Origin of the sequence: Actinomyces ruminicola (assembly GCF_900103885.1) — a bacterium.
Lineage (GTDB): Bacteria > Actinomycetota > Actinomycetes > Actinomycetales > Actinomycetaceae > Actinomyces > Actinomyces ruminicola.
In genome coordinates this window covers 14,605-34,430 of record NZ_FNIM01000007.1, presented here as the reverse complement: position 1 = coordinate 34,430, position 19,826 = coordinate 14,605, and the positions used below count along the sequence as shown (strand labels likewise).

The 19,826-nt window shown below is 67.4% G+C and carries 18 protein-coding genes; 7 read left to right on the top strand and 11 right to left on the bottom strand.

All coding sequences use genetic code 11. The annotated features are described in order from the left end of the window. The first annotated feature begins 155 nt into the window (after positions 1 to 155). The 4 genes from BLR49_RS07135 (at position 156) to BLR49_RS07120 (ending at position 3,034) form a co-directional block, all read left to right on the top strand. Positions 156 to 725 (top strand): cyclophilin-like fold protein, encoded by a 570-nt coding sequence (locus tag BLR49_RS07135; protein WP_143013721.1) that lies wholly within the window; start codon positions 156 to 158, stop codon positions 723 to 725. Between the two features lie 95 nt (positions 726 to 820). Then, complete coding sequence (locus tag BLR49_RS07130) at positions 821 to 2,161, top strand: DUF4921 family protein (protein WP_092535600.1); 1,341 nt, start codon at positions 821 to 823, stop codon at positions 2,159 to 2,161. Positions 2,162 to 2,222: 61 nt separating this feature from the next. Beyond that, positions 2,223 to 2,528, top strand: a complete 306-nt coding sequence (locus BLR49_RS07125) for a type II toxin-antitoxin system TacA family antitoxin (RefSeq protein ID WP_092535597.1) — start codon at positions 2,223 to 2,225, stop codon at positions 2,526 to 2,528. After that, positions 2,525 to 3,034: a GNAT family N-acetyltransferase gene (locus BLR49_RS07120; RefSeq protein WP_092535594.1), complete on the top strand. Its 510-nt coding sequence runs from the start codon at positions 2,525 to 2,527 to the stop codon at positions 3,032 to 3,034. The genes BLR49_RS07125 and BLR49_RS07120 overlap by 4 nt, the downstream gene beginning before the upstream one ends. On the opposite strand, the gene BLR49_RS13035 is transcribed toward BLR49_RS07120, so the two are convergent. From BLR49_RS13035 to BLR49_RS07095, 5 genes are all read right to left on the bottom strand, one after another. Beyond that, the gene (locus tag BLR49_RS13035) at positions 3,012 to 3,689 is read right to left on the bottom strand and encodes a hypothetical protein (protein WP_143013720.1); all 678 of its coding nucleotides are present in this window, start codon (positions 3,687 to 3,689) and stop codon (positions 3,012 to 3,014) included. The two genes, BLR49_RS07120 and BLR49_RS13035, sit on opposite strands and share 23 nt — an antisense overlap. A 710-nt stretch (positions 3,690 to 4,399) precedes the next feature. Continuing rightward, entirely contained in the window at positions 4,400 to 5,266 is an 867-nt protein-coding gene (locus BLR49_RS07110) for a glutathione S-transferase family protein (RefSeq protein WP_092535824.1), read from the bottom strand. A 166-nt stretch (positions 5,267 to 5,432) separates the two neighbouring features. Then, positions 5,433 to 6,059 carry an isochorismatase family protein gene (locus BLR49_RS07105; RefSeq protein ID WP_092535588.1) on the bottom strand — a complete coding sequence of 209 codons (627 nt, stop codon included), beginning with the start codon at positions 6,057 to 6,059 and terminating at the stop codon, positions 5,433 to 5,435. A 123-nt stretch (positions 6,060 to 6,182) separates the two neighbouring features. After that, positions 6,183 to 6,968: an endonuclease domain-containing protein gene (locus BLR49_RS07100; RefSeq protein WP_245690537.1), complete on the bottom strand. Its 786-nt coding sequence runs from the start codon at positions 6,966 to 6,968 to the stop codon at positions 6,183 to 6,185. Positions 6,969 to 7,417: 449 nt separating this feature from the next. After that, positions 7,418 to 9,262, bottom strand: coding sequence for a phosphoenolpyruvate carboxykinase (GTP) (locus tag BLR49_RS07095; protein ID WP_092535585.1), 1,845 nt, complete (start codon positions 9,260 to 9,262; stop codon positions 7,418 to 7,420). A 159-nt stretch (positions 9,263 to 9,421) separates the two neighbouring features. On the opposite strand from BLR49_RS07095, the gene BLR49_RS07090 reads away from it, so the two are divergent. Next, the gene (locus BLR49_RS07090) at positions 9,422 to 10,267 is read left to right on the top strand and encodes an LppM family (lipo)protein (protein ID WP_245690536.1); all 846 of its coding nucleotides are present in this window, start codon (positions 9,422 to 9,424) and stop codon (positions 10,265 to 10,267) included. Between the two features lie 126 nt (positions 10,268 to 10,393). Further along, entirely contained in the window at positions 10,394 to 11,395 is a 1,002-nt protein-coding gene (locus tag BLR49_RS07085; protein ID WP_092535582.1) for a hypothetical protein, read from the top strand. A gap of 141 nt (positions 11,396 to 11,536) precedes the next feature. Here BLR49_RS07085 and BLR49_RS07080 read toward each other — a convergent pair whose 3' ends face one another. After that, on the bottom strand, positions 11,537 to 12,823 hold the full coding sequence (locus tag BLR49_RS07080; protein WP_092535579.1) for an adenylosuccinate synthase: 1,287 nt from the start codon (positions 12,821 to 12,823) through the stop codon (positions 11,537 to 11,539). A 490-nt stretch (positions 12,824 to 13,313) separates the two neighbouring features. On the opposite strand from BLR49_RS07080, the gene BLR49_RS07075 reads away from it, so the two are divergent. After that, positions 13,314 to 14,624, top strand: a complete 1,311-nt coding sequence (locus BLR49_RS07075; protein ID WP_245690535.1) for a hypothetical protein — start codon at positions 13,314 to 13,316, stop codon at positions 14,622 to 14,624. Between the two features lie 105 nt (positions 14,625 to 14,729). Here BLR49_RS07075 and BLR49_RS07070 read toward each other — a convergent pair whose 3' ends face one another. From BLR49_RS07070 to BLR49_RS07050, 5 genes are all read right to left on the bottom strand, one after another. After that, positions 14,730 to 15,380 carry a MusI family membrane protein gene (locus tag BLR49_RS07070; RefSeq protein WP_092535576.1) on the bottom strand — a complete coding sequence of 217 codons (651 nt, stop codon included), beginning with the start codon at positions 15,378 to 15,380 and terminating at the stop codon, positions 14,730 to 14,732. 20 nt (positions 15,381 to 15,400) lie between these two features. Next, entirely contained in the window at positions 15,401 to 16,261 is an 861-nt protein-coding gene (locus tag BLR49_RS07065; RefSeq protein WP_176760762.1) for a carbohydrate ABC transporter permease, read from the bottom strand. A 44-nt stretch (positions 16,262 to 16,305) separates the two neighbouring features. Continuing rightward, positions 16,306 to 17,151 carry a carbohydrate ABC transporter permease gene (locus BLR49_RS07060; RefSeq protein WP_092535572.1) on the bottom strand — a complete coding sequence of 282 codons (846 nt, stop codon included), beginning with the start codon at positions 17,149 to 17,151 and terminating at the stop codon, positions 16,306 to 16,308. Between the two features lie 147 nt (positions 17,152 to 17,298). Beyond that, a complete protein-coding gene (locus tag BLR49_RS07055) occupies positions 17,299 to 18,648 on the bottom strand; it encodes an ABC transporter substrate-binding protein (RefSeq protein WP_092535569.1) in 1,350 nt (449 codons plus the stop codon). Positions 18,649 to 19,422: 774 nt separating this feature from the next. After that, a complete protein-coding gene (locus BLR49_RS07050) occupies positions 19,423 to 19,650 on the bottom strand; it encodes a hypothetical protein (RefSeq protein ID WP_092535566.1) in 228 nt (75 codons plus the stop codon). Positions 19,651 to 19,826 lie beyond the last annotated feature (176 nt).

Below are 19,826 nucleotides of genomic sequence, written 5' to 3'. Positions count from 1 at the left end.
GCGTTTTAGGATGCCGATGGCGCGGCGCCCGCGCAACACGTCTCCGGGTGGCACTGTCCGCGCCTCCCGGAGACAGCGCCGTCGGGTTCAGACTGGTCAAGGCGCAGCCGCCAGCCCCCCGTCTTCAGGCCCCGCGCGCAGCCGGAAGGAGCACCGTGTCACTCTTCAGCCACAGGCCGTCCCGCCGTCGCCTGCTTCATGCCCTGCCCACCGCCCTGGGCGCCCTGGCCCTGACGGCCTGCGCCTCCCGGAGCAGCGGCGACACATCGTCGTCGGCAACCGGCCGTGAGACGGCGGCTCCTACAGGCGCACCCACCAGCAGCCCACAACCCTCATCGGAGGCCACCATGCCCCAAACAGGGGCGACCCCGATCCGCATCAGCCTCGGCAACGCCTTCGACGGCACCGTCATGGAGGCGACTCTCGACGACAACGCCGCCTCCCGCTCCCTGCTTGCTCAGCTACCCCTGGATGTCAGCTTCTCCGACTACGGCGGGCAGGAGCTGACCGCCTCCCTGCCGCAGGACCTGGACACTGCGGGCATGAGCGCCAGCGCCCCGCAGCCGGGCGACATCGGCTGGTACGAGCCCGGTAAGGTGCTCGTCCTGTACTACACGGCCGTCGGCTCCTGGCCGGGCCTGTACGTCATCGGACACACCGACTACGACGTCGTCCTCCTCGCCAGGCAGGCCGACCTGCCGGCCTCGATCACCCGGGCGCAGTGACACGCGGGCGGAGCCGCCCGCACGCGGATATGCCGCGGGGAATGCGCCGTCGATATCGGCCCGGCCGGGGCCGCGGCGGCGCGATACTTGAGGGCATGCTGCAGCCTTACTCCCCCTCCGCCGAGCCGCTGACCCGCATGGCGGACGGGACCGTCAAGCAGATCAGTCCCTTCACCGGCACCGAGGTGTGGACCGTGCCCGGGCGCGGCAACCGCCCCATCTCCCACCCCGTCGCCGAGGTGCATGAGCTCACGCAGGCCGAACGCACCCGCGCCTGCAAGTTCTGCCCGGCCCACTACACCGAGACTCCGCCGGAGAAGTCCCGCGTGGTGGCCACACCCGACGGCGGCTTCGAGCGGATCGACGCCCTGCCCGCCGCCGAGCTGTTCGACACGGTCGCCGAGTTCCGCCGCATCCCGAACCTGTTCGAGATCCTCTCCTACGACTACTGGCACGCCAACCACGGCTACGAGGTGCCCGACGCCGCCCGCGAGCGCATGGAGGCATACCTGGCCGACCCGGCCGGCGCCGCCCACGTGGCCCGGGTGGCCCGCGCCAAGCTGCGCGCCTCGGGCCAGAACCCGGAGGCCTGGGAGACCATGGGCGCCGCTGCCCGCCGCGAGTACCTGGCGGCCTTCTTCGCCGGCGGACACGACGTGATCGTGGCGCGGCGGCACTACACCGACGACGCCGTCGACTCCTCCGGCCTGGCCGGCTCGGGCACCCTCACCCCGGCCGAGCACCGCGCCTACATCCGCCTGTCCGTGCAGGCCGCGCACGACCTGTACCAGGCCAACCGCTGGGTGCGTTACGTAGCGGTGTTCCAGAACTGGCTGCGGCCGGCCGGAGCCTCCTTCGACCACCTGCACAAGCAGCTGGTGGCGATCGACGAGCGAGGCGTGTCCGCCGAGCTGGAGCTGCAGCGGGTGCGCGCCAACCCGAACCTGTACAACGAGATGGGCGTGGACTACGCCGCCTACCGGGGGCTGCTGGTGGCCTCCAACGAGCACGCCGTCGCCTTCGCCGGCTTCGGGCACCGCTACCCGACGCTGGAGGTGTACTCGACGTCGGCCACCTGCGAGCCGTGGCTGATGAGCCGCGACGAGGTGGACGCCGTCTCCGACCTGGTGCACGCGCTGCACGCGGCCACGGGCGCGGATGTGCCCAGCAACGAGGAGTGGCACCACAAGCCGATCGACGTCGACCAGCCGATGCCCTGGCACATCACCCTGAAGTGGCGGGTGTCCACCCTGGCCGGCTTTGAGGGCGGCACCAAGGTGTACCTGAACACGATCGACCCGTGGACGCTGCGCGACCGGGTGGTGGCGAGCCTGGAGGATCTGCGGGCCGACCGGTTGATCGCGCCGATGGCCGTGGGCGAGGAGTGCCCGACGACGCCGAACCGGTTGCTGTACAACCCGGTGCTGGGGCGGTGAGGCACAGCACTTGCGCTCCGGCGCCATCGTACGTACATTATCCGTACGAGGAGGAGACATCATGCCACCCGCCAAGACCCGGCGGATCGACCTGCGCGCCACGCCGCGCCAAGAGGCACTGATCCAGCAAGCCGCCGCCCAGACCGACCGCACCGTCAGCGAGTTCATACTCTCATCAGCAACCATGGAAGCCGAGCGAGTCATGACAAACCGTCGTTGGTTCACCGTTGATGACGCCACATTCGAGCGCGTCATGCAGGTGCTTGACGCGCCACTGGCTGACACCTCACGCTTCGAGCGGCTCTGGAACCGCCCCTCTCCCTTCGGAACTCCTATCGTGCTTTCAGAGGATCCGGGGGAGGCGTGAGCACCGGCATCCTGGAGGCTCCTCGGCGCCTTGCCCGCGGAGACGCCCGAAGCGAGTTCCGCAGCGGTGCCGAGGAGCTGGATGACTGGTTGCATCGTTTCGCATGGCAGAACCAGAAGGCGGACAACGCGGTGACTTACGTGACCGTCTTGGACGGTCAGGTGCTCGGCTACTACGCACTCGCGACCGCCTGCATCGCCCGAACGGATGCGCCGACGCGTATTGCCAAGCAGGCACCGCGCGAGGTTCCCTGCATTCTGCTCGCACGTCTCGCGGTTGATCGGCGTGCGCAAGGACTGGGCATCGGCGCGGCGCTCCTGAGAGACGCTCTAGCGAGAAGCCTTGAGGTCAGCGAGATCGTGGGGGCTCGCGCGCTTCTCATCCACTGCCGAGACGATGTGGCTAGGTCCTTCTACCTGGCCAACGGAGACTTTGTCCCCTCGCCCGTAGACGACATGCAACTGCTGCTGCCCATGAAGGCGATCAGGAATCTGCCAACCGGCTAGCCGCACCTTCTAAGGCGGGGGCCGCCCGCTCATACCATTCATTCCCCGCAAAGTATCTAAACTGCATACGGTGCTCGCAGTAGTCGAGCGGATCCCAATACCAGCCGTCCACATCATCGACATCTACTGGTCCAAGATAACGCATACTGTCCATTACATTACCCTCGGACAGCTCCAGCGTAGCTAAGTCGACAAGCACCGCCTGCGGCACCTCATCGTGCAGCATGTTCATCAAGATCAAGCGCGCGTATTCGGGGTCCACAGCCATCAGACAACGCGCCAGAACCACAGCCAACCGCGAATCCCCCGGGGAGCGACGAAACGCGCGGCGAGCCAAGTCTACTGCATCCCCAATTAGGCCACCCCTGAGCAGGCTTACAACACTATCTACCACCTGCTTGTTACTTAGTCCGTCAATAACCGACTCGATAACACCGAAATCACGGAGACGCCGCGTAATCTCATCAAGCACCGGCACCAATCCCACTGCTCTCTCTTGAATCACATCCTTCTTCACGCCCATGAGCTCAGCGGTCCCATCAGGATCATCAAGGTAAGCCAGCTCCCATGCCAACGACGAGCCGGACCATGATTCAAGATGGGTCGATGCCAGACGTTCACACAGCCAGACCGTTGCATCCTCCCCGGCAGCCACTACAAGATCCTCATCCAACACCTCAGCTCGTCGATACCCCTCGACCCGAAAGTCAACCAGATCCGCGACCGAAGCCGATTCACACCACTCGCGCACCGCACGAAAAACTTCGGACTCATTGACTCTTACCATAAGTTCAGGAATACTCGCATTGAGCCCTCATCTTCCGTCAACTCGTCGAGAAACCTCATTGCACAAAGCCGAAGCGGCGCCTCACCTTGATCAAGGCCACGCCCACCCCGACAATAAAAGACAATCGATTCGAGGGCCCGTCGAACTAGGCGCGGCCCTAGCCAGGTTCGCATAACTGCATCAGGACTAAGGCCCCTCATCGCAAGCTCGCTCAGCGCTTCCGTCAACCGCATTGCCCTATATCGTGAAGAGGCCGCCGCTATATCATCAACATCATCCTTGATCATACGCAGCAACGCCGCAGCCGGCCATGAGGGGCATGGCCAGCCGTCGCGATGAACCAGCCCGATTCGACCAGCATCGAAACCGTTGAAGTCCCCCAATACCAGCGCTCGCGCAGTCTCGCATGCGCCACTGCCTCCACAACTCTTGTGTCCATCGGCAGCACAGCCTCTGCGAGCGTTATCGATAAACTCGGCAAGTTTATCGAGGGTCATGTCCTGCACCTCCAGGGACCAAGAAATGCTCTTCTCTCTAAAGCGAGACCCTCCACACAGGTGGTTACAGGGGCATCCGCGCTACAGCCCGAGCGCGCTGCGCTCCTCGGTGCCGACCCAGCCGACGCGCCCCTCCAGGGCACGGAACCAGCGGGCGAGCGCCGGCCAGAAGGAGATCGACGGAGCCTCGCCACCGGGGTAGTAGGCGCGCCCGCCGTACTCGTAGGCCTGCACGGTGGTGAACAGGCGGATGTCGCTGCCGGTGGGGGCGGCGCCGCACAGGAACTGCTCCACGGAGACCACGGCCGACAGCGGCGGCACGTCCTGCACGGTCAGGGCCGCCTCCCGGGAGGCCTCCATCTTGGTGGCGCGGGCCAGCAGGGTGTCGACGACGTCGAAGGCGACCAGCACGCCGTCGGCGGCGGCCGCCGCCTCCTCGGCGTTCTTGGAGTGGGTGGCGGTGGCGTGCGCCTGGTTGATGTGCTCGCCGATCCACTTGTCCCAGGCGTCAGTGGAGTTACGCCGGTCCAGTGGGTACAGGTCTGGTGCGCCGGCGCGGTGCAGCGGCTTCCATGCGGTGGCCAGGTCGAAGAGCAGGTCCCCGGAGTCGTCGACGACGACGTGCCCGGTGGTGGTGTCCACCAGGGCCGGGACCGTGGGCGGAGGCGTGTAACCCGGGGTGCCGGCGTAGACCTCGGCAATGGAGGTCGCATTCCCCAGGGCCGGGTCGGGCCCGGGCTCGCCGTCGGGACCAGTCAGCTCCCAGAAGCCGTCGACGCCGCGCCCATAGCACCAAGAGACAGGGATCGCCTCCGTCAGGCCCAGCAGGCGACGGGCGATGAGGACGCGCCGAGACCAGGGGCAGGAGCCGGAGGCAACCAGGCGATAGCGGCCCGCCTCTACTGGCAGGTCTCCTTCAGTGAAACGGTGCGAGTGGGCGATAGCCATGGGTGCCTCCCGGAGCATGGAAACGAACGTCATGTGGGCTCGAACCTATGGTGACCCCTGCACCGGGCTCCCGTCAGCCCCTTCACCGGAGGCGAACCCGCATTGTGAACTTGCCGCGGGCTGTGCTCCCCGCAGCGTGCCCTGCGCGCCCAGCCTCGACGCCCATTCACTCACCACCAGCGGCGGTGCGGGCGCCGTCGTCAGCGGAAGCGACGACGCCGGAGGGCGCCAGCTCGATCCCCGCCTCCACCATGGCGGTGCGGGCCGCCTGCCCCTGTTCGGGGCTGACGGGAGCGGTCAGGTCTGTCAGCACGCGCACCCGGTAGCCGACGCGTACGCCGTCGAGAGCCGTCTCCTTCACGCAGTGGGACTCGGCGAGCCCGACCACGTCCAGCGCCTCAATGCCGCGGGCGCGCAGGAGCTCGTCCAGGGCGGCGCCGGAGGCGTCCACGCCCTCGAAGCCGGAGTATGCGGCGGCATACTGGCCCTTCTTGACGCTCACGTCAGGGTCCAGCTCCGCCAGGGCGGGGTGCAGCTCGGCCTCGGCGGTGCCGGCGACGCCGTGCGGTGGCCAGGTGTCCACGAAGTCCGGGGTCTCGGAGAAGTGGTCGCCGGGGTCGATGTGCCAGTCCTGGGTGGTGGCCACGAGCTCGTAGTCGCTGCGGCGAGCGGCGGCGTAGGCGGCCACCCGCTCAGCAACGGCGTTGCCGCCGGGCACCGGCAGGGCCCCTCCCTCGCAGAAAGTGGGCTGGACGTCGACGATGATCAGGGCGCGGCGGTTGGCAGCTGTCATGGCGCCCAACCTAGCCACCCTGGTGTCTTGACACAAGACTGAACGGCGCGGGTGTCAAGATCTATGACAAACGCCGCCAGCGCCCGCGTACACCGACTCGGCACCCGCATGATTTCACCGTTTCTAGACGCGCTGTAGACGTCGACCGCCCCGTTTGTCATCGATTTTGACAACCATGGGAGCATCGTCCCCGCTCGGACGTCCAAGCAGATCGTCGTGTGCGGCCAGCAGACCCCGGACCTCCGCGCCTACCTTTCCGAGGTGGACATCCTTGCGGGTGAAACGGGCAACCCGATAGCCCTGTCGGACCAGCTCCCGATCGCGGGTGCGGTCCTTGGCGAACTGGAAGTCGTCCTCGTGGTAGGTGTAACCGTCCAGTTCCACTACCAGGCGGCCGTCAACCAATAGATCCACCTCCCCCACATGCGGAATTACCACACCGTCCTCGAAGGGGACCCCGGCATCGTGCAGCTGCAGGCGGGCCAGCGTCTCCAGCGGCGAGCGCGCCCGCGGACTCGCCAGAGACAACCGCTGAAGTGCCCGCCGAGAACCCGGGCCCCGCAGCAGCGCCGCGATGACGTCTGCGTCGGTATGTCCCTGGTGCAGGGCCGCGTCGCAGGCCATCAGCGGCGCCTCACGGCCGGGGGCGCAGCGCAGGTAGCGAGCCAGCATGAGCGGCACCGGCGCCACCGGGAACCGAGTGAGGGGAGGAGGTTCAAGCTGGCCTTCAACGTGCAGCACCTCACCCTTGACCGAAGGCACCGGTCTGCCACGGGGAACCGCCAGATGCACCGGCGTCCACAGCCGCGGGCATGGGTATCCGTAATGACTGGCGGCGTGCAGGCAGGTGATCACCCCGCCATGGATACGCGCAAGGACCAAGTCCCAGCCCACGCCAGGAACACTCACCACTCCATGGGGGTGCGCAATCAACTCACGGGCATCGATCAGCCTCTCTATGTGCCGCCGCTCGGTCCGATCCGGATGCAGGTCCCGTATCCGCACGGCACCGTGGCAAGCCCGCACCCGCGCGAGAATGTCGTCATCATCCCGTTCCATGCGCAGAGAATGCGTCGGCGGACGACGCCTTGCCACCCGCCCCAACGAGACCTGTGGATTCACCCTGCACGAACCCCGCCTGTGGAGACCGGCCGCCTACATCCCGCAGGGTGTCAAAAACGATGACAAACACCTCTAGCACCCGCCGGAGCCAGGTCTGCTACCGCATAATTCCAACGTTTTACCGGACGACTCAGACGTCGGTACCGTCGTTTGTCATCGATTCTGACACCCGTCCGTCACAGACGAGGGGTCCCCGGCCCAGCGGACCGGGGACCCCTCGGCTAAGCGCTTAGCGCTCAGGCCTTGGCGGCGGCGATGCGCTCGCGGAACTTGGCCAGCTCCTCACGGATGGCGGCCGGGACCTTGTCACCGAACTGCTCGTAGTACTCCTCGGTGCTGTCCATCTCGGCGGCCCAGGCGTCGGGGTCGATGTCGTACATCTGGTTCCAGACGGACTCGTCGATGTCCAGGCCCTCGAGGTTGAAGTCCTCGAACTTCGGGTACAGGCCCGTCACGCCCTCGATGGCGTCGACCTCGCCGGCGGAGCGGCGCACGATCCAGTCGAGCACGCGGGAGTTGTCGCCGTAGCCGGGCCAGAGGAACTTGCCGTCGGCGTCCTTGCGGAACCAGTTGACCTGGTAGACCTTCGGGAAGTTCTCGCCCAGCTGCTCCTGCATCTCCAGCCAGTGGCCCCAGTAGTCGGCCATGTGGTAGCCGCAGAAGGGCAGCATGGCGAAGGGGTCGTGGCGCAGCGAGCCGGCCTTGACGTCGGTGGCGGCGGCGGTGACCTCGGAGGCCACGGAGGAGCCGATGAAGACGCCGTGCGCGGGGCTGTACTGCTCGGCCACCAGCGGCACGTTGGTGGCGCGGCGGCCACCGAACAGGATGGCGTCGATGGCGACGCCCTCGGGGGCCTCCCAGTCGGGGCAGATGATCGGGCACTGCGAAGCGGGCGTGGTGAAGCGCGAGTTCGGGTGCGCGGCCTTCTTGCCGGCCTCGGCGTCGGCGGGGGTGTAGTCGTTGCCCTGCCAGTCGATCAGGTGCTCCGGCAGCTCGGCGTCAATGCCCTCCCACCAGACGTCGCCGTCGTCGGTCAGGGCGACGTTGGTGAAGATGGTGTTGGCCTTCATGGTGTCCATGGCGACCGGGTTCGTCTTGTAGGACGTGCCCGGGGCAACGCCGAAGAAGCCCGCCTCGGGGTTGATGGCGCGCAGGCGGCCGTCCTCGCCCTGACGCATCCAGGCGATGTCGTCGCCGACGGTCTCGACCTTGTAGCCGGGGATGGTCGGCTGGAGCATGGCCAGGTTGGTCTTGCCGCAGGCGCTCGGGAAGGCCGCGGTGACGTGGTACTGCTTGCCGGACTTCTCGTCGGTCAGGCGCAGGATGAGCATGTGCTCGGCCATCCAGCCGTCGCGGCGGGCCATCGTGGAGGCGATGCGCAGCGCGTAGCACTTCTTGCCCAGCAGGGCGTTGCCGCCGTAACCGGAGCCGTAGGACCAGATCTCGTTGGTCTCCGGGAACTGGGTGATGTACTTCTCGTCGTTGCAGGGCCAGGTGGTGTCCTCCTGGCCGGGGGCCAGCGGAGCGCCGACGGAGTGAACGCAGGGGACCCAGGTGCGGCCCTCGTTGATCAGGTCCATGGCCTTGGCGCCCATGCGCGTCATGATGCGCATGTTGGTGACGACGTACGGGGAGTCGGTGATCTCGATGCCCAGCTGGGAGATCGGACCGCCGAGCGGACCCATGGAGAAGGGGATCACGTACATCGTGCGGCCGGCGTAGGTGCCGTCGAACTTCTCGTTGAGGATCTTCTTCATCTCGGCCGGGTCGTACCAGTTGTTGGTCGGGCCGGCGTCCTCCTCCTTCTCGGAGCAGATGAAGGTGCGGGACTCGACGCGGGCGACGTCGCTGGGCAGCGAGCGCGCCAGGAAGGAGTTGGGGCGCTTCTCCGGGTTGAGGCGGACGAACATGCCCGACTCGACCATCTCGGTGGTCAGGCGGTCCCACTCCTCATCGGATCCGTCGCAGAAGTAGACGTCCTCCGGCTTGCCGAGCTCGGCGAGACGGACGGCGAAGGCAATGACGTCCTCGGGGGCGTTGGCCGGTGCAGCCGCCCGGACATCCTGCTCAGACACGGTCATGTGAGTCCTTCTTTCTTCGATTCTCGTGACTCAACGGGGTCAAGTCCTATCCTTCCTCATCCGGCGCCGAAGGTCACGTCCGAAGGTCCCTCGTCCGCACGTTTTGGCCCGTCCGGGGTGGTGTTTCCTGCCACACCCGGCGCCGTGTAGCGTCGAGGCATGGCCGCCGACACCCGCATCCTCAGCCACCGTTCCGCACCCGGGCGCGCTTTTCGGGCACGCCTGCTCGCGGTCGCCGCCGGAACCGCTGCGCTGGCGCTGTCGGGCTGCACCGCTCACATGGACATGCGCCTGGACGCCTCCGGCAGCTACGAGGTCGACCTGGTCATGCGCGACACCACCGGCACGGTCTTCACGGCAGACACCGACTGCCAGGAGCTCGCCGCCGAGTCCCTGGTCGGAACCGGTGAGGGTGTCACGGTCACCGCCTCCCCAGTGGGCTCCGCCGACGACGCCGACGGCCTGGGTTGCGAGGTGCACGTGACCGGCGTGCCCATCCCCGACGCCGCCGCCTCGGACTCCGGGGACGCCTCCGATCTGCTGGTGGTGCGCGACGGCGACCTGTACGTGGTGCGCATCGCCGGGTACGGGAGCACGGCGGCGGGGCCCGAAGGGGCCGGCCAAGCCGCCACCGCCGACTCCGAGGGCGCGGGGGGCGAAGGGGCCGGAGACGCGCCCGCCGAGGCGGCCGGGGGCGGCTCCCCCGCGACCGACGCCGCCACGGAGGAGTCGCTGAACACGGTTGTGGACGCCAGGTTGTCGATCACCTTCCCGGGCGCCGTCGTCGACGCCGGTGGCGGTCGAGTCTCGGGCACCACCGTCACCTGGGACGATGCCGATGCCCTGTACGACGGCGTGACCGCCTCGGGCCGTGCCACCGCGGGAGCAGGCCTGTCCGCCTGGGACCGGTACGGGGCGTGGATCGCGGCCGGGGTGGCCGCCGCCGGCTTGGCGGTGGGCGCGGCCGTGCTGCGGCGGCACCGGCGCCGCCCAGGGCGGCGCTGATCCCGACCCCGGGCGCACACGGGTCCGTCGAGCACACGGGACAACCGCTCAGGACACCCGAATAGCGCCGAGCACGCGCTCCAGACCGGCGTACTCGCGGTGAGTGGTTTTCATACACTTCGAGCCATGAGCATCCCCTCCCCCGCCTTGCTGCGCCGCTCCGGCGCCGTCGTAGCCGGTTCCGCGCTCCTGCTCGGCTCCGTTGCCCTCGGCCCCGCCGCCGTCGCCGACATCGACGATGGTGTTAACAGCAGCGTCCACATAGACCTCGTGCTGGACGAGGACAAGACCGCCGACATGATCATGTCCATCGGAATCGACGGCATCACCCCGGACCTCTACTGCACGGAGGACGTCCTCGAGATCAGCGAGTTGAAATACATCGAGGACGCCGACGACGACATAGCCGTGACGCTCGCCGCCGAGGGCAACAGCTGCGTCCTGACCATGAGCGATCTCCCCGTCGTCGGCTCCACCGATGAGGACTTCACGGTCAAGCACCAGGACGGCACCTACATCGTCAAGATCGCCGGATTCACCGACTTCGCCGAATATGACAGCAGCACCATGACCATCACCTTCCCCGGAGAGGTCATTGAGGCCGATGAGAACGCCGAGGTCTCAGGCAAAGAGGCCAGCTGGGAGAACATCGCCGAGCTCGACTCGCTTCAGGCGACCGGCTGGGACTCCGCCGATCATCCTGTCAGCACGCCGTCCGCCTCCGCGGAGCCCAGCAGCAGCCCCGCCGCCACGGAGCCGGCCGCGGCACAGGCCGCCGACGAGGACTCGAAGACCGATGAGTCATCCGGTTCGGGGCTGCTGCCGTGGATCATCCTCACCCTGGCGGTTCTCGTCGCCATCTTGGGCGGCATCATCGCCGCGGTCGTTGCCAGGAGCAGGCGGAAGGCCGCCGCGCCGGCGCTGGGCTACCCCACCGGATACCAGCCCGGCTACCAGGCACAGCCATACCCGCAGCAGCCCGGTCAGCCCCAGCCTCACCAGCAACCGGGCCCGCAGGCGTACGGTGCTCCGCAGCAGCCGTACCAGCAGCCCGGCTACCCGCAGCAGCCCGGTCAGCCCCAGCCGGGACAGGGCCAGCAGCCCAACAGCCCGAATGGCCAGTACTGACCCGACCGACCCGCGGCGCGCAGGCGCTTGAGCGGGGGACGGCGGCCGGTCTCCTTGGTGAGAGCCGGCCGCCGTCGTCGTTCATTCAGTTGTCGGGCACGCCCCACACCGGGGCCGCCTGCGCGTCACGGCGCCCTCGGCTCAGCCGAGCAGCCGGTGCCGGGTGATGGTGGCCTCGCGGCCCGGGCCGACCCCGATCGCGGAGACGCGGCAGCCGGCGAGCTCCTCGATGCGCAGCACGTAGTCGCGGGCGGCGGCGGGCAGGTCCGCGAAGTCGCGCACGCCGGTGATGTCCTCGCTCCAGCCGGGCAGCTCCTCGTAGACCGGCTTGGCGTGGTGGAAGTCGGTCTGGGTCAGCGGCATCTCGGAGGTGACCTCGCCGTCGACGTCGTAGGCGACGCACACGGGGATGGTCTCGTGGCCGGTGAGCACGTCGAGCTTGGTCATCACCAGGTCGGTGAGGCCGTTGACGCGGGCGGCGTAGCGGGTGACGACGGCGTCGTGCCAGCCGCAGCGGCGCGGACGTCCGGTGGTGACGCCGTACTCGCCGCCCTCGGCGCGCAGCCGCTCCCCCATGGCGTCGTCCAGCTCGGTGGGGAAGGGCCCCTCGCCGACGCGGGTGGTGTAGGCCTTGACCACGCCGACGACGGCGTCGATGCGGGTGGGGCCCACGCCGGTGCCGGTGCAGGCGCCGCCGGCGGTCGGGTTGGAGGAGGTGACGAAGGGGTAGGTGCCGTGGTCGATGTCGAGCATGGTGGCCTGCCCGGCCTCGAACAGGACGGTCTTGCCTGCGTCGAGGGCCTGGTTGAGCATCAGGGAGGCGTCCACCACCATCGGGCGCACGCGGTCGGCGTAGGACAGCAGCTCGTCGGCGACGGCGTCGGGGTCGATGGCGGGCCGGTTGAAGACCTTCAGCAGCAGGCTGTTCTTCTGGGCGAGGGCGGAGTGGACCTTCTGGCGCAGGATCGACTCGTCGAACAGGTCCTGCACGCGCAGGCCGACGCGGTTCATCTTGTCGGCGTAGGTGGGGCCGATGCCGCGGCCGGTGGTGCCCAGCTGGCGGGCGCCGAGGAAGCGCTCGGTGGTGCGGTCCATGACTCGGTTGTAGGACGGGATCAGGTGGGCGTTGGCGGAGATCCTGAGTGCGGAGGCGTCCTTGCCGCGGGAGGTGATCTCATCAATCTCCTGGAACAGAACCTCCAGGTCCACCACCACGCCGTTGCCGATGACCGGGGTGACCCCGGGGGTGAGGACGCCCGCGGGCAGGAGGTGGAAGGCGAAGGCCTCCCCGTCGATGACGACGGTGTGCCCGGCGTTGTTGCCGCCATTGAACTTCACGACGTAGTCGACGCCCTGGCCGAGCTGGTCGGTCGCCTTGCCCTTTCCTTCGTCTCCCCACTGAGTTCCGACGACGACGACGGCTGGCATTGCTACTCCCTGGCTGAGTGAGTGCCCCGTAGGACAGGCGCGGCCTGCGGGCGCGCCGCGCGTCAGCCTACCCCGTGCCCGGCACCGCCCCGGGGCGAGCCCGCCTAGCGGACGCCCCGGGGACGCGGGTCGGTGGCAGCACCGTCAACGCACCGAGATCGGTAGAAGTAACGTGCCGAGATCGGTAGAAGTCACGTGCTGAGATCGGTGGAAGTCACGTACCGAGATCGGTAGAAACGGCGCCGCCGTGGCACAGGCGCCGCCGCGGCTCCGGGTGCCACGCAGCTCGCAGCGCGCCGGCAGGTCGCCCATCCTTCGCGGCCCACCAGCCACAGCCCGGAGCCGCGAACCGCAAGGGACCCACGTCTCCCGCGCTTTACGCATGATGAGGCCGACCAACACCGCTCGGACGCCCGACGGGAAGGCGCTCCCACGCTTTACCCAGGACGAGGACTTGCGCTCTCTAATGATAATCATTACCGTTCGCGGCATGAGAACCCATTTCCCACTCCGCGTGTTCACCCTTGCCGGCGCCATGGCCCTGGCACTGTCCGTCTCCGCCTGCGGCGGCCCCACCGACGCGAGCAGCGCCGCCTCCGGAGGCGGACAGACAGCGGCAACCTCTGACTCACAGACCGCCGCAGCGCCGTCCGAGAAGCCGATGGAGGTCAGCGACGTGGATCCGCGCGCCGCCATCGCCTACGACGGCGGCATCCAGATCGTGGACACCGCCGACGGCACCGTGGTCGCAGACATCGAGAAGGACGGCTTCCTCCGCCTCAACCCCGCCGGGGACGGGCGGCACGTGCTCGTCTCCTCCTCCGCGGGCTTCGAGGTCCTGGACCTGGGCATGATCGTCAAGCCCCACGGAGACCACAACCACTACTACACCACCACCCCCGGACTCACAGGCTCCGTGATCGAGGCGGACAAGCCCGGGCACGTCGTCACCAATGCCGGTAAGACCGCCGTCTTCGACGACGGCACCGGCACCGTCACCATGTTCGAGCTGGCCGCTCTGGAGGACGGCCGACTCGACGCCGAGGAGCTGACCACCTTCCAGACGGAGAACCCGCACCACGGCGTCGCGGTCCCCCTGGCCAGCGGCAGCGTCCTGGTGACCGAGGGCACCGAGGACGAGCGCCATACGGTGCACGAGCGCAAGGCGGACGGCTCCATCGGCGCCGAGTCCACCGACTGCCCCGGCGTCCACGGCGAGGCCACCGCGCAGGGCGAGGACGTGGTCAGCTTCGGCTGCACCAACGGGTCGGTGGTGTTCCGCGACGGGCAGTTCCACAAGGTGCCGGTGCCGGAGGAGTACCAGCGCAGCGGTAACCAGTTCGGCTCCCACGACTCCCCCTACGTGCTCACGGACTACAAGACCGTGGAGCCCGTGGACGGCGCCGAGCCGGAGCACCCCACGAAGGTCGGCATCATCAACACCGCCGACGCCACGACCACCACCTTGGACCTGGGCTCGTCCTACTGGTTCCGCTCCTTCGGCCGGGGCGTCGCCGGCGAGGGCGTGGTGCTGACTTACGACGGCAGGCTCAACATCATCGACACGGCCTCCGCGGCGGTGACCAAGCAGGTGGATGTGGTGACTCCGTGGACGGAGAACGAGAACTGGCAGGAGCCCGGCCCCAACGTGAAGACGGCCGGCGACTTCGCCTACGTCACCGACCCCGCCACCCAGAAGCTGCACCTGGTGCAGATCTCCACCGGCTCGCTGCTCTCCAGCTTGGACCTGTCGGTGGTGCCCAACGAGATGACGGTGATCGACGCCGAACTGAGGCACTGAGCACAGCACCTCCCCCGAGACCGGCACTAGTAGCGCCCCGAAATGGCGGCTACTAGTGCCGGTCTCGGTGAGTCGCTAGTGCCGGTCCGGCGAGGAGAAGGGCGGCTACGACTGTTCGTCCGTGGACACCCGGGCGGCCTCACGCAGGCGGTCGATGACGGGCCGCTGCACCAGCGCCATGAGATAGCCGATGAAGGCCACCCCGAGCAGCACCATGAACCATCCGACTGCGGCACGCGCGCCCGGCAGGGCCAGCGCCAGGACGGTGGGGGCGGCGACCAGCGCCACGCACACGGCGGTGCGGCCGAGTCCACCGATGGCCAGGCGGAGGGCGTTGGCCAGGTGCGCGGACGCCGTGTTGTCGAAGAAGGCCACCAGCGGCACCAGCCAGACCAGAACCCCAACGCCGACCAGTACCCCGGCGTTCACGAGCCCGGTCATGGCCGAGGCACCGCCACCGAGCTGAGACAGCGACAGGTTCATCCAGGCCGCCAGCGCGCCACCGGCCAGCGCCGGTAGCCACCAGGCCAGGGACTGCAGGAAGTTGGTGCGGAAGGACCGCCACCACGTGCGCACCGTGTAGGTGTCCTCATCACGAGCCATCTCCATCACCACCCGGGCGCAAGCGGTCAGCGCGGACCCCGCCGTCACCACCGGCAGGCACCCCAGCAGGGTGAGCAGGTTGATGACGACGAGGTCCGCGGCTGCGGACCAGGCCCGGTAGAAGGCCGAGTCGGGTCGGAGGAAGCTGGGCACGACGACGGGAGGCGGGGCCGTCAGCCCTTGACGGCGCCGGCGGCAACACCCTCGACGATGTACTTCTGGCCGAAGGCGTAGAAGATGACGATGGGGACAATGGCCAGCACCAGCATGGCCATCTGCGCGCCCATGTCGCGGTTGCCGTTGGAGCCGACGAGCATCTGGATGACGATCGGGATCGTCTTGTAGCGCTCGTCCTGGCCGATGACCAGGTTGGGCAGGAGGAAGTCGTTCCACACCCACATGGCGTTCAGCACTGCGACCGTCACCGCGGTCGGCTTGAGCAGCGGCATCACCACGCGGAAGTAGCTCTGCAGCGGGGAGCAGCCGTCCATGTAGGCGGCCTCCTCGATCTCCAGCGGCACGGACTTGATGAAGCCGGCGAACAGGAAGACCGACAGGCCGCCGCCGAAGCCCAGGTACAGGACGATCATGCCCCAGGGCGTGGCCAGGCCAAGCATGTCGGCGATCTTGACGGTCGGGAACATGACCAGCTGGAACGGGGCGATCATGGAGAACGCGAACAGGTAGTAGATCAGGGAGGTCCACCAGGTCTTGACGCGGGTGATGTAGTACGCGGTCATGGCGGTCAGCAGCACGATCACGGCCACCGAGCCGACGGTGATGAACAGCGACCACCCCAGGGCCCGGGCGAAGCCGGACAGCTGCAGACCGGTGATGTAGTTGGCGACTCCCGCGAAGGTCTCGCCGGTGGGCAGTGAGAAGGGCGAGTCGGAGATGTAGAACTTGCCCTTGAATGAGTTGATCAGGATGAACAGCAGCGGAATGATCCAGATCAGCGTCAGCACCGTGAGGAAGCCGGTGAGCAGGTTCTGGCCCACGGTCTGCTTGCGCCGGGCGGGCTTGGAGGGCCGCATCGGCTTGATGGCGGTGGGGCCCATGGGGGCGAGGGTCTCGGTGCTCACGCTTCAACCTCCTTGGCGCGGGTCGCGCGCAGCTGCAGCACGGCGATGACGGAAACGATGATGAAGAAGATGACGGCCTGCGCCTGGGCGATACCCTGCTTGCCGACCTGCTTGTACATCAGGTCCACGATGTTCAGTGCCGCCATCTGCGTCTGCTTGAGCGGCGCACCGTTGGTCAGGGCCAGGTTCTGGTCGTACATCTTGAAGGTGTTGGCCAGGGTGAGGAACAGGCAGATGGTGATGGAGGGCATGACCATGGGGATGGTGACGTTGCGCAGCGTCCCCCACTTGCCGGCGCCGTCGATCTGCGCCGCCTCGATCAGCTCCGGAGGCACATTCTGCAGGCCGGCGATGTAGATGATCATCATGTAGCCCATCAGCTGCCAGTTGATCAGCAGCACCAGTCCTGCCATGCCCAGGCGCCAGTCATTGACGATGGTCTGACCCCAGTGGCGCAGGATCGCGTTGAGCATGACCTGCCAGGTGTAGCCCAGCACGATGCCGCCGATCAGGTTGGGCATGAAGAACACCGAGCGGAACAGGTTGGTGCCGCGCAGCTTGCGGGTGAGCAGGTAGGCCAGGGCGAAGGCGCCCAGGTTGACGGTGATGATCGAGATGGCCGAGACGACGGCGGTGAAGCCGAGGGCCTTGACGAACCCGGTGTTGCCGGTCAGGGCCGTCTGGTAGTTGTCAAAGCCGACCCACTTGGCGTTGGTCAGCGTGGTGAACTTGGTCAGCGACAGGTACAGGCCCATGAAGAAGGGCACGATGAAGGCGATCAGGAAGGCGATCAGTGTGGGGCCGGTGAATACGAGGAAATACTTCTTGAGTGACTTGGTCATGAGTGTCTCGAGGGGTTCACGGGGTCTGGAGCTGCGGCACCGAGCCGCCGACTGGTGACGGCGGGCGGCGCCCGGCAGTGTCACCGGGCGCCGCCGTCGTCGTTTCTCGCTCAGGCGAGGGGCCAGTCAGCGGCCACCTGCAGGAGATCAGGAGCTCTTCTCGGCCTTCCACTCCTCGACGAAGTAGGTCTTGACGTCGTCCCAGGACTCATTGCCCGCGGCGTACTGGGCCAAGTGCTGGCCGACCTGGTCCTTGAAGTCCTGGCTCGGGTAGGTCTGGAAGACCCAGTTGATCGGGTAGAGCTCGTCGTTGTTCAGGTACTCCACGATCTCGGCGCCGAGCGGATCGGCCGGCGCGAGCTCGGCGAAGGCCGCGTAGGGGGCGGCGGAGACCACGGAGTTGTCGGTGAGCAGCTTGGCCGCCTCGGCGTCCATGAACAGCCAGTTGAGGAAGTCGATGGAGGCCTGCTGGTCGGCCTCGGAGGCCTGGGAGTTGATCGAGAGGTAGTTCTCGGTGCCCAGCGCGATACCGGACTTGTCCTCGCCGTCCACGCCGATGTAGATCGGCATGAAGTGGATCTGGTCCTCCTTGACGACGTTGCCGTCGACCTCGGAGATCTGGGACCAGGCCCAGTTGCCGTTCTGGACGAAGGCGGCCTTGCCGAGGGCGAACTCGGCCATGGAGTCCGAGACGTTCTTGGAGGACAGCGCGGAGGGCTCGACGGTGGAGTTGTTGAGGTACAGGTCGAAGATCTGCCGGTAGTTGTCCGAGTAGGTCAGCTCGAGGTCGGGGGTGTCGGTGACGCCCTTGTCCTTGAACTCGTAGTAGACGGGATAGTTGGACAGGTGGGTCTGCCAGCGCCAGTCCTCACCCGGGGACAGGGAGGTGGAGGCGAAGACGCCGTCGATGCCCAGGTCGTCCTTCTTGGACTGCATGTCCTCGACGACCTCCTTGAGCTTGTCAAAGCCCTTGATCTCGTCGATGGAGGAGGCCTTGGCACCGTCCATCGCGAAGTACTTGTCCAGGATCTCGCCGTTGTAGATCAGGCCGTAGCCCTCGGTGGCGAGCGGGGAGCCGTAGACGGTGCCGGCGTCGTCGGTCAGGGCCATGGAGGGGTCGGTGAGGTCCTTGACGAAGTCAGTGTCCGAAATGTCGAGCGCGTAGTCCTGCCAGTTCGCCAGGCCGACCGGGCCGTTGATGTTGAAGATCGTGGGCGGGTTGGACTTAGCGACCTCGGTCTGGAGGGTCTGCTCGTAGGTGCCGGAGGCGGCGGTGACCACCTTGACCTCGACACCGGTCTTCTCCTTGTAGGTGGCGGCGATGGTCTTGAAGGCGTCCTCAGCCTCGGGCTTGAAGTTGAGGAAGTAGACCGAGCCGGTGCCCGAGTCGCCGGAGCCTGAGCCGGAGCCGGACCCGCTGGAGCAGGCGGCGAGCGTCGCGGCGAGCGCGACCGCCGCGGAGCCACCGAGCATGGAGCGACGGGTAATGGGTCGCATGAATGTCCTCCCTTGGACGTGGAGTTGTAGAGCCTAGGGCCCGTGTAGAGAGCGACTGCCAATCGTGAGTCATGAGCCACGGAGCGGCCCCACGCGCGACGGCAGCATTGGCCTCCCCATTACACACGACGCCCCACCTCCTTGCAAGCCTTGCAAGCCCGATTCGGGCAATTCGCGGATTTATGCGGGGTTTTGTGCAGGCTCGCGGCACAGTCCTGTAACCCTTTTGCAAAGACGACGGCCCCCATTGCAGGCCGACGGGTGTGTGCAGCGCCGCCCGGGCCCACCCTCCCCTGTACCGCACCTGGCTTGAACACGGACGGCGAGGTCATGGGCCTGACCCTGGACACCGGGGCGCTGCTGGCGCTTGAGCGCGGCGATGCCAGAATGCGAGCCCTGCTGCGACCCTTTGTCTCCTACTACGAGCTTTTGCACCCTGGTGTGCGGGCATACCCATCGGATCAGGGTGCAAAAGCTCGTACCAGAGGTAAAGGACGTGTTCCTGCGTCAGGGACGCGGCAGTCCGAGCTCCCCGCGCCAGCGTCGAGCGCACGTGAAAAGCCCCGCCGTCAACAGAGCGACGGCAACCACCCAGGAGCCCGCCTCGGTGACCGGCGCCTGCCCCCAGTTCCACGACGCAGGCGCGCCCGCCGGATGCCCGAACCAGGCTATGACAAAGAAGCCCACCAAGGGCCCGATCGCGGCCAGGGACTCGCGCCGCGCAGCCCTAATGATCCGGACGCCGCCACGGCCGCGTCCAAGCAAGCTGAGGTCTCAGTCGTCCCGGTGGCGCGTCCAGTACAGGTAGGAGTACACGCCCATGACCCCGAAGAAGAGCGGGTAAAGCCAGACGCGCGGGGTCAGCCAGGCCTCGATAGACAGCAAGTTGCCGTTCTCCAGCCCCAGGAGGACTCGCGCGACGAGCAGGCTCCAGAGGAACTGCGCGGCCAGTTGCCGAGCCGTCGGCCGACGACGCCGTGCGCTTTCACCGGTGACGCTCATGGGACTCTCCTTAGGCCGGGCTCACCACAGTGTACCCGGCGACTCACCACCACATGCGGGCGCTCCCACCACTCGGATGTACCCCGACACTTTGCGTCCTCCTGCGAGCTTTTGCACCCTGGTGTGCGGGTATACCCATCGGATCAGAGCGCAAAAGCTCGTAGCAAAGGGCAGGG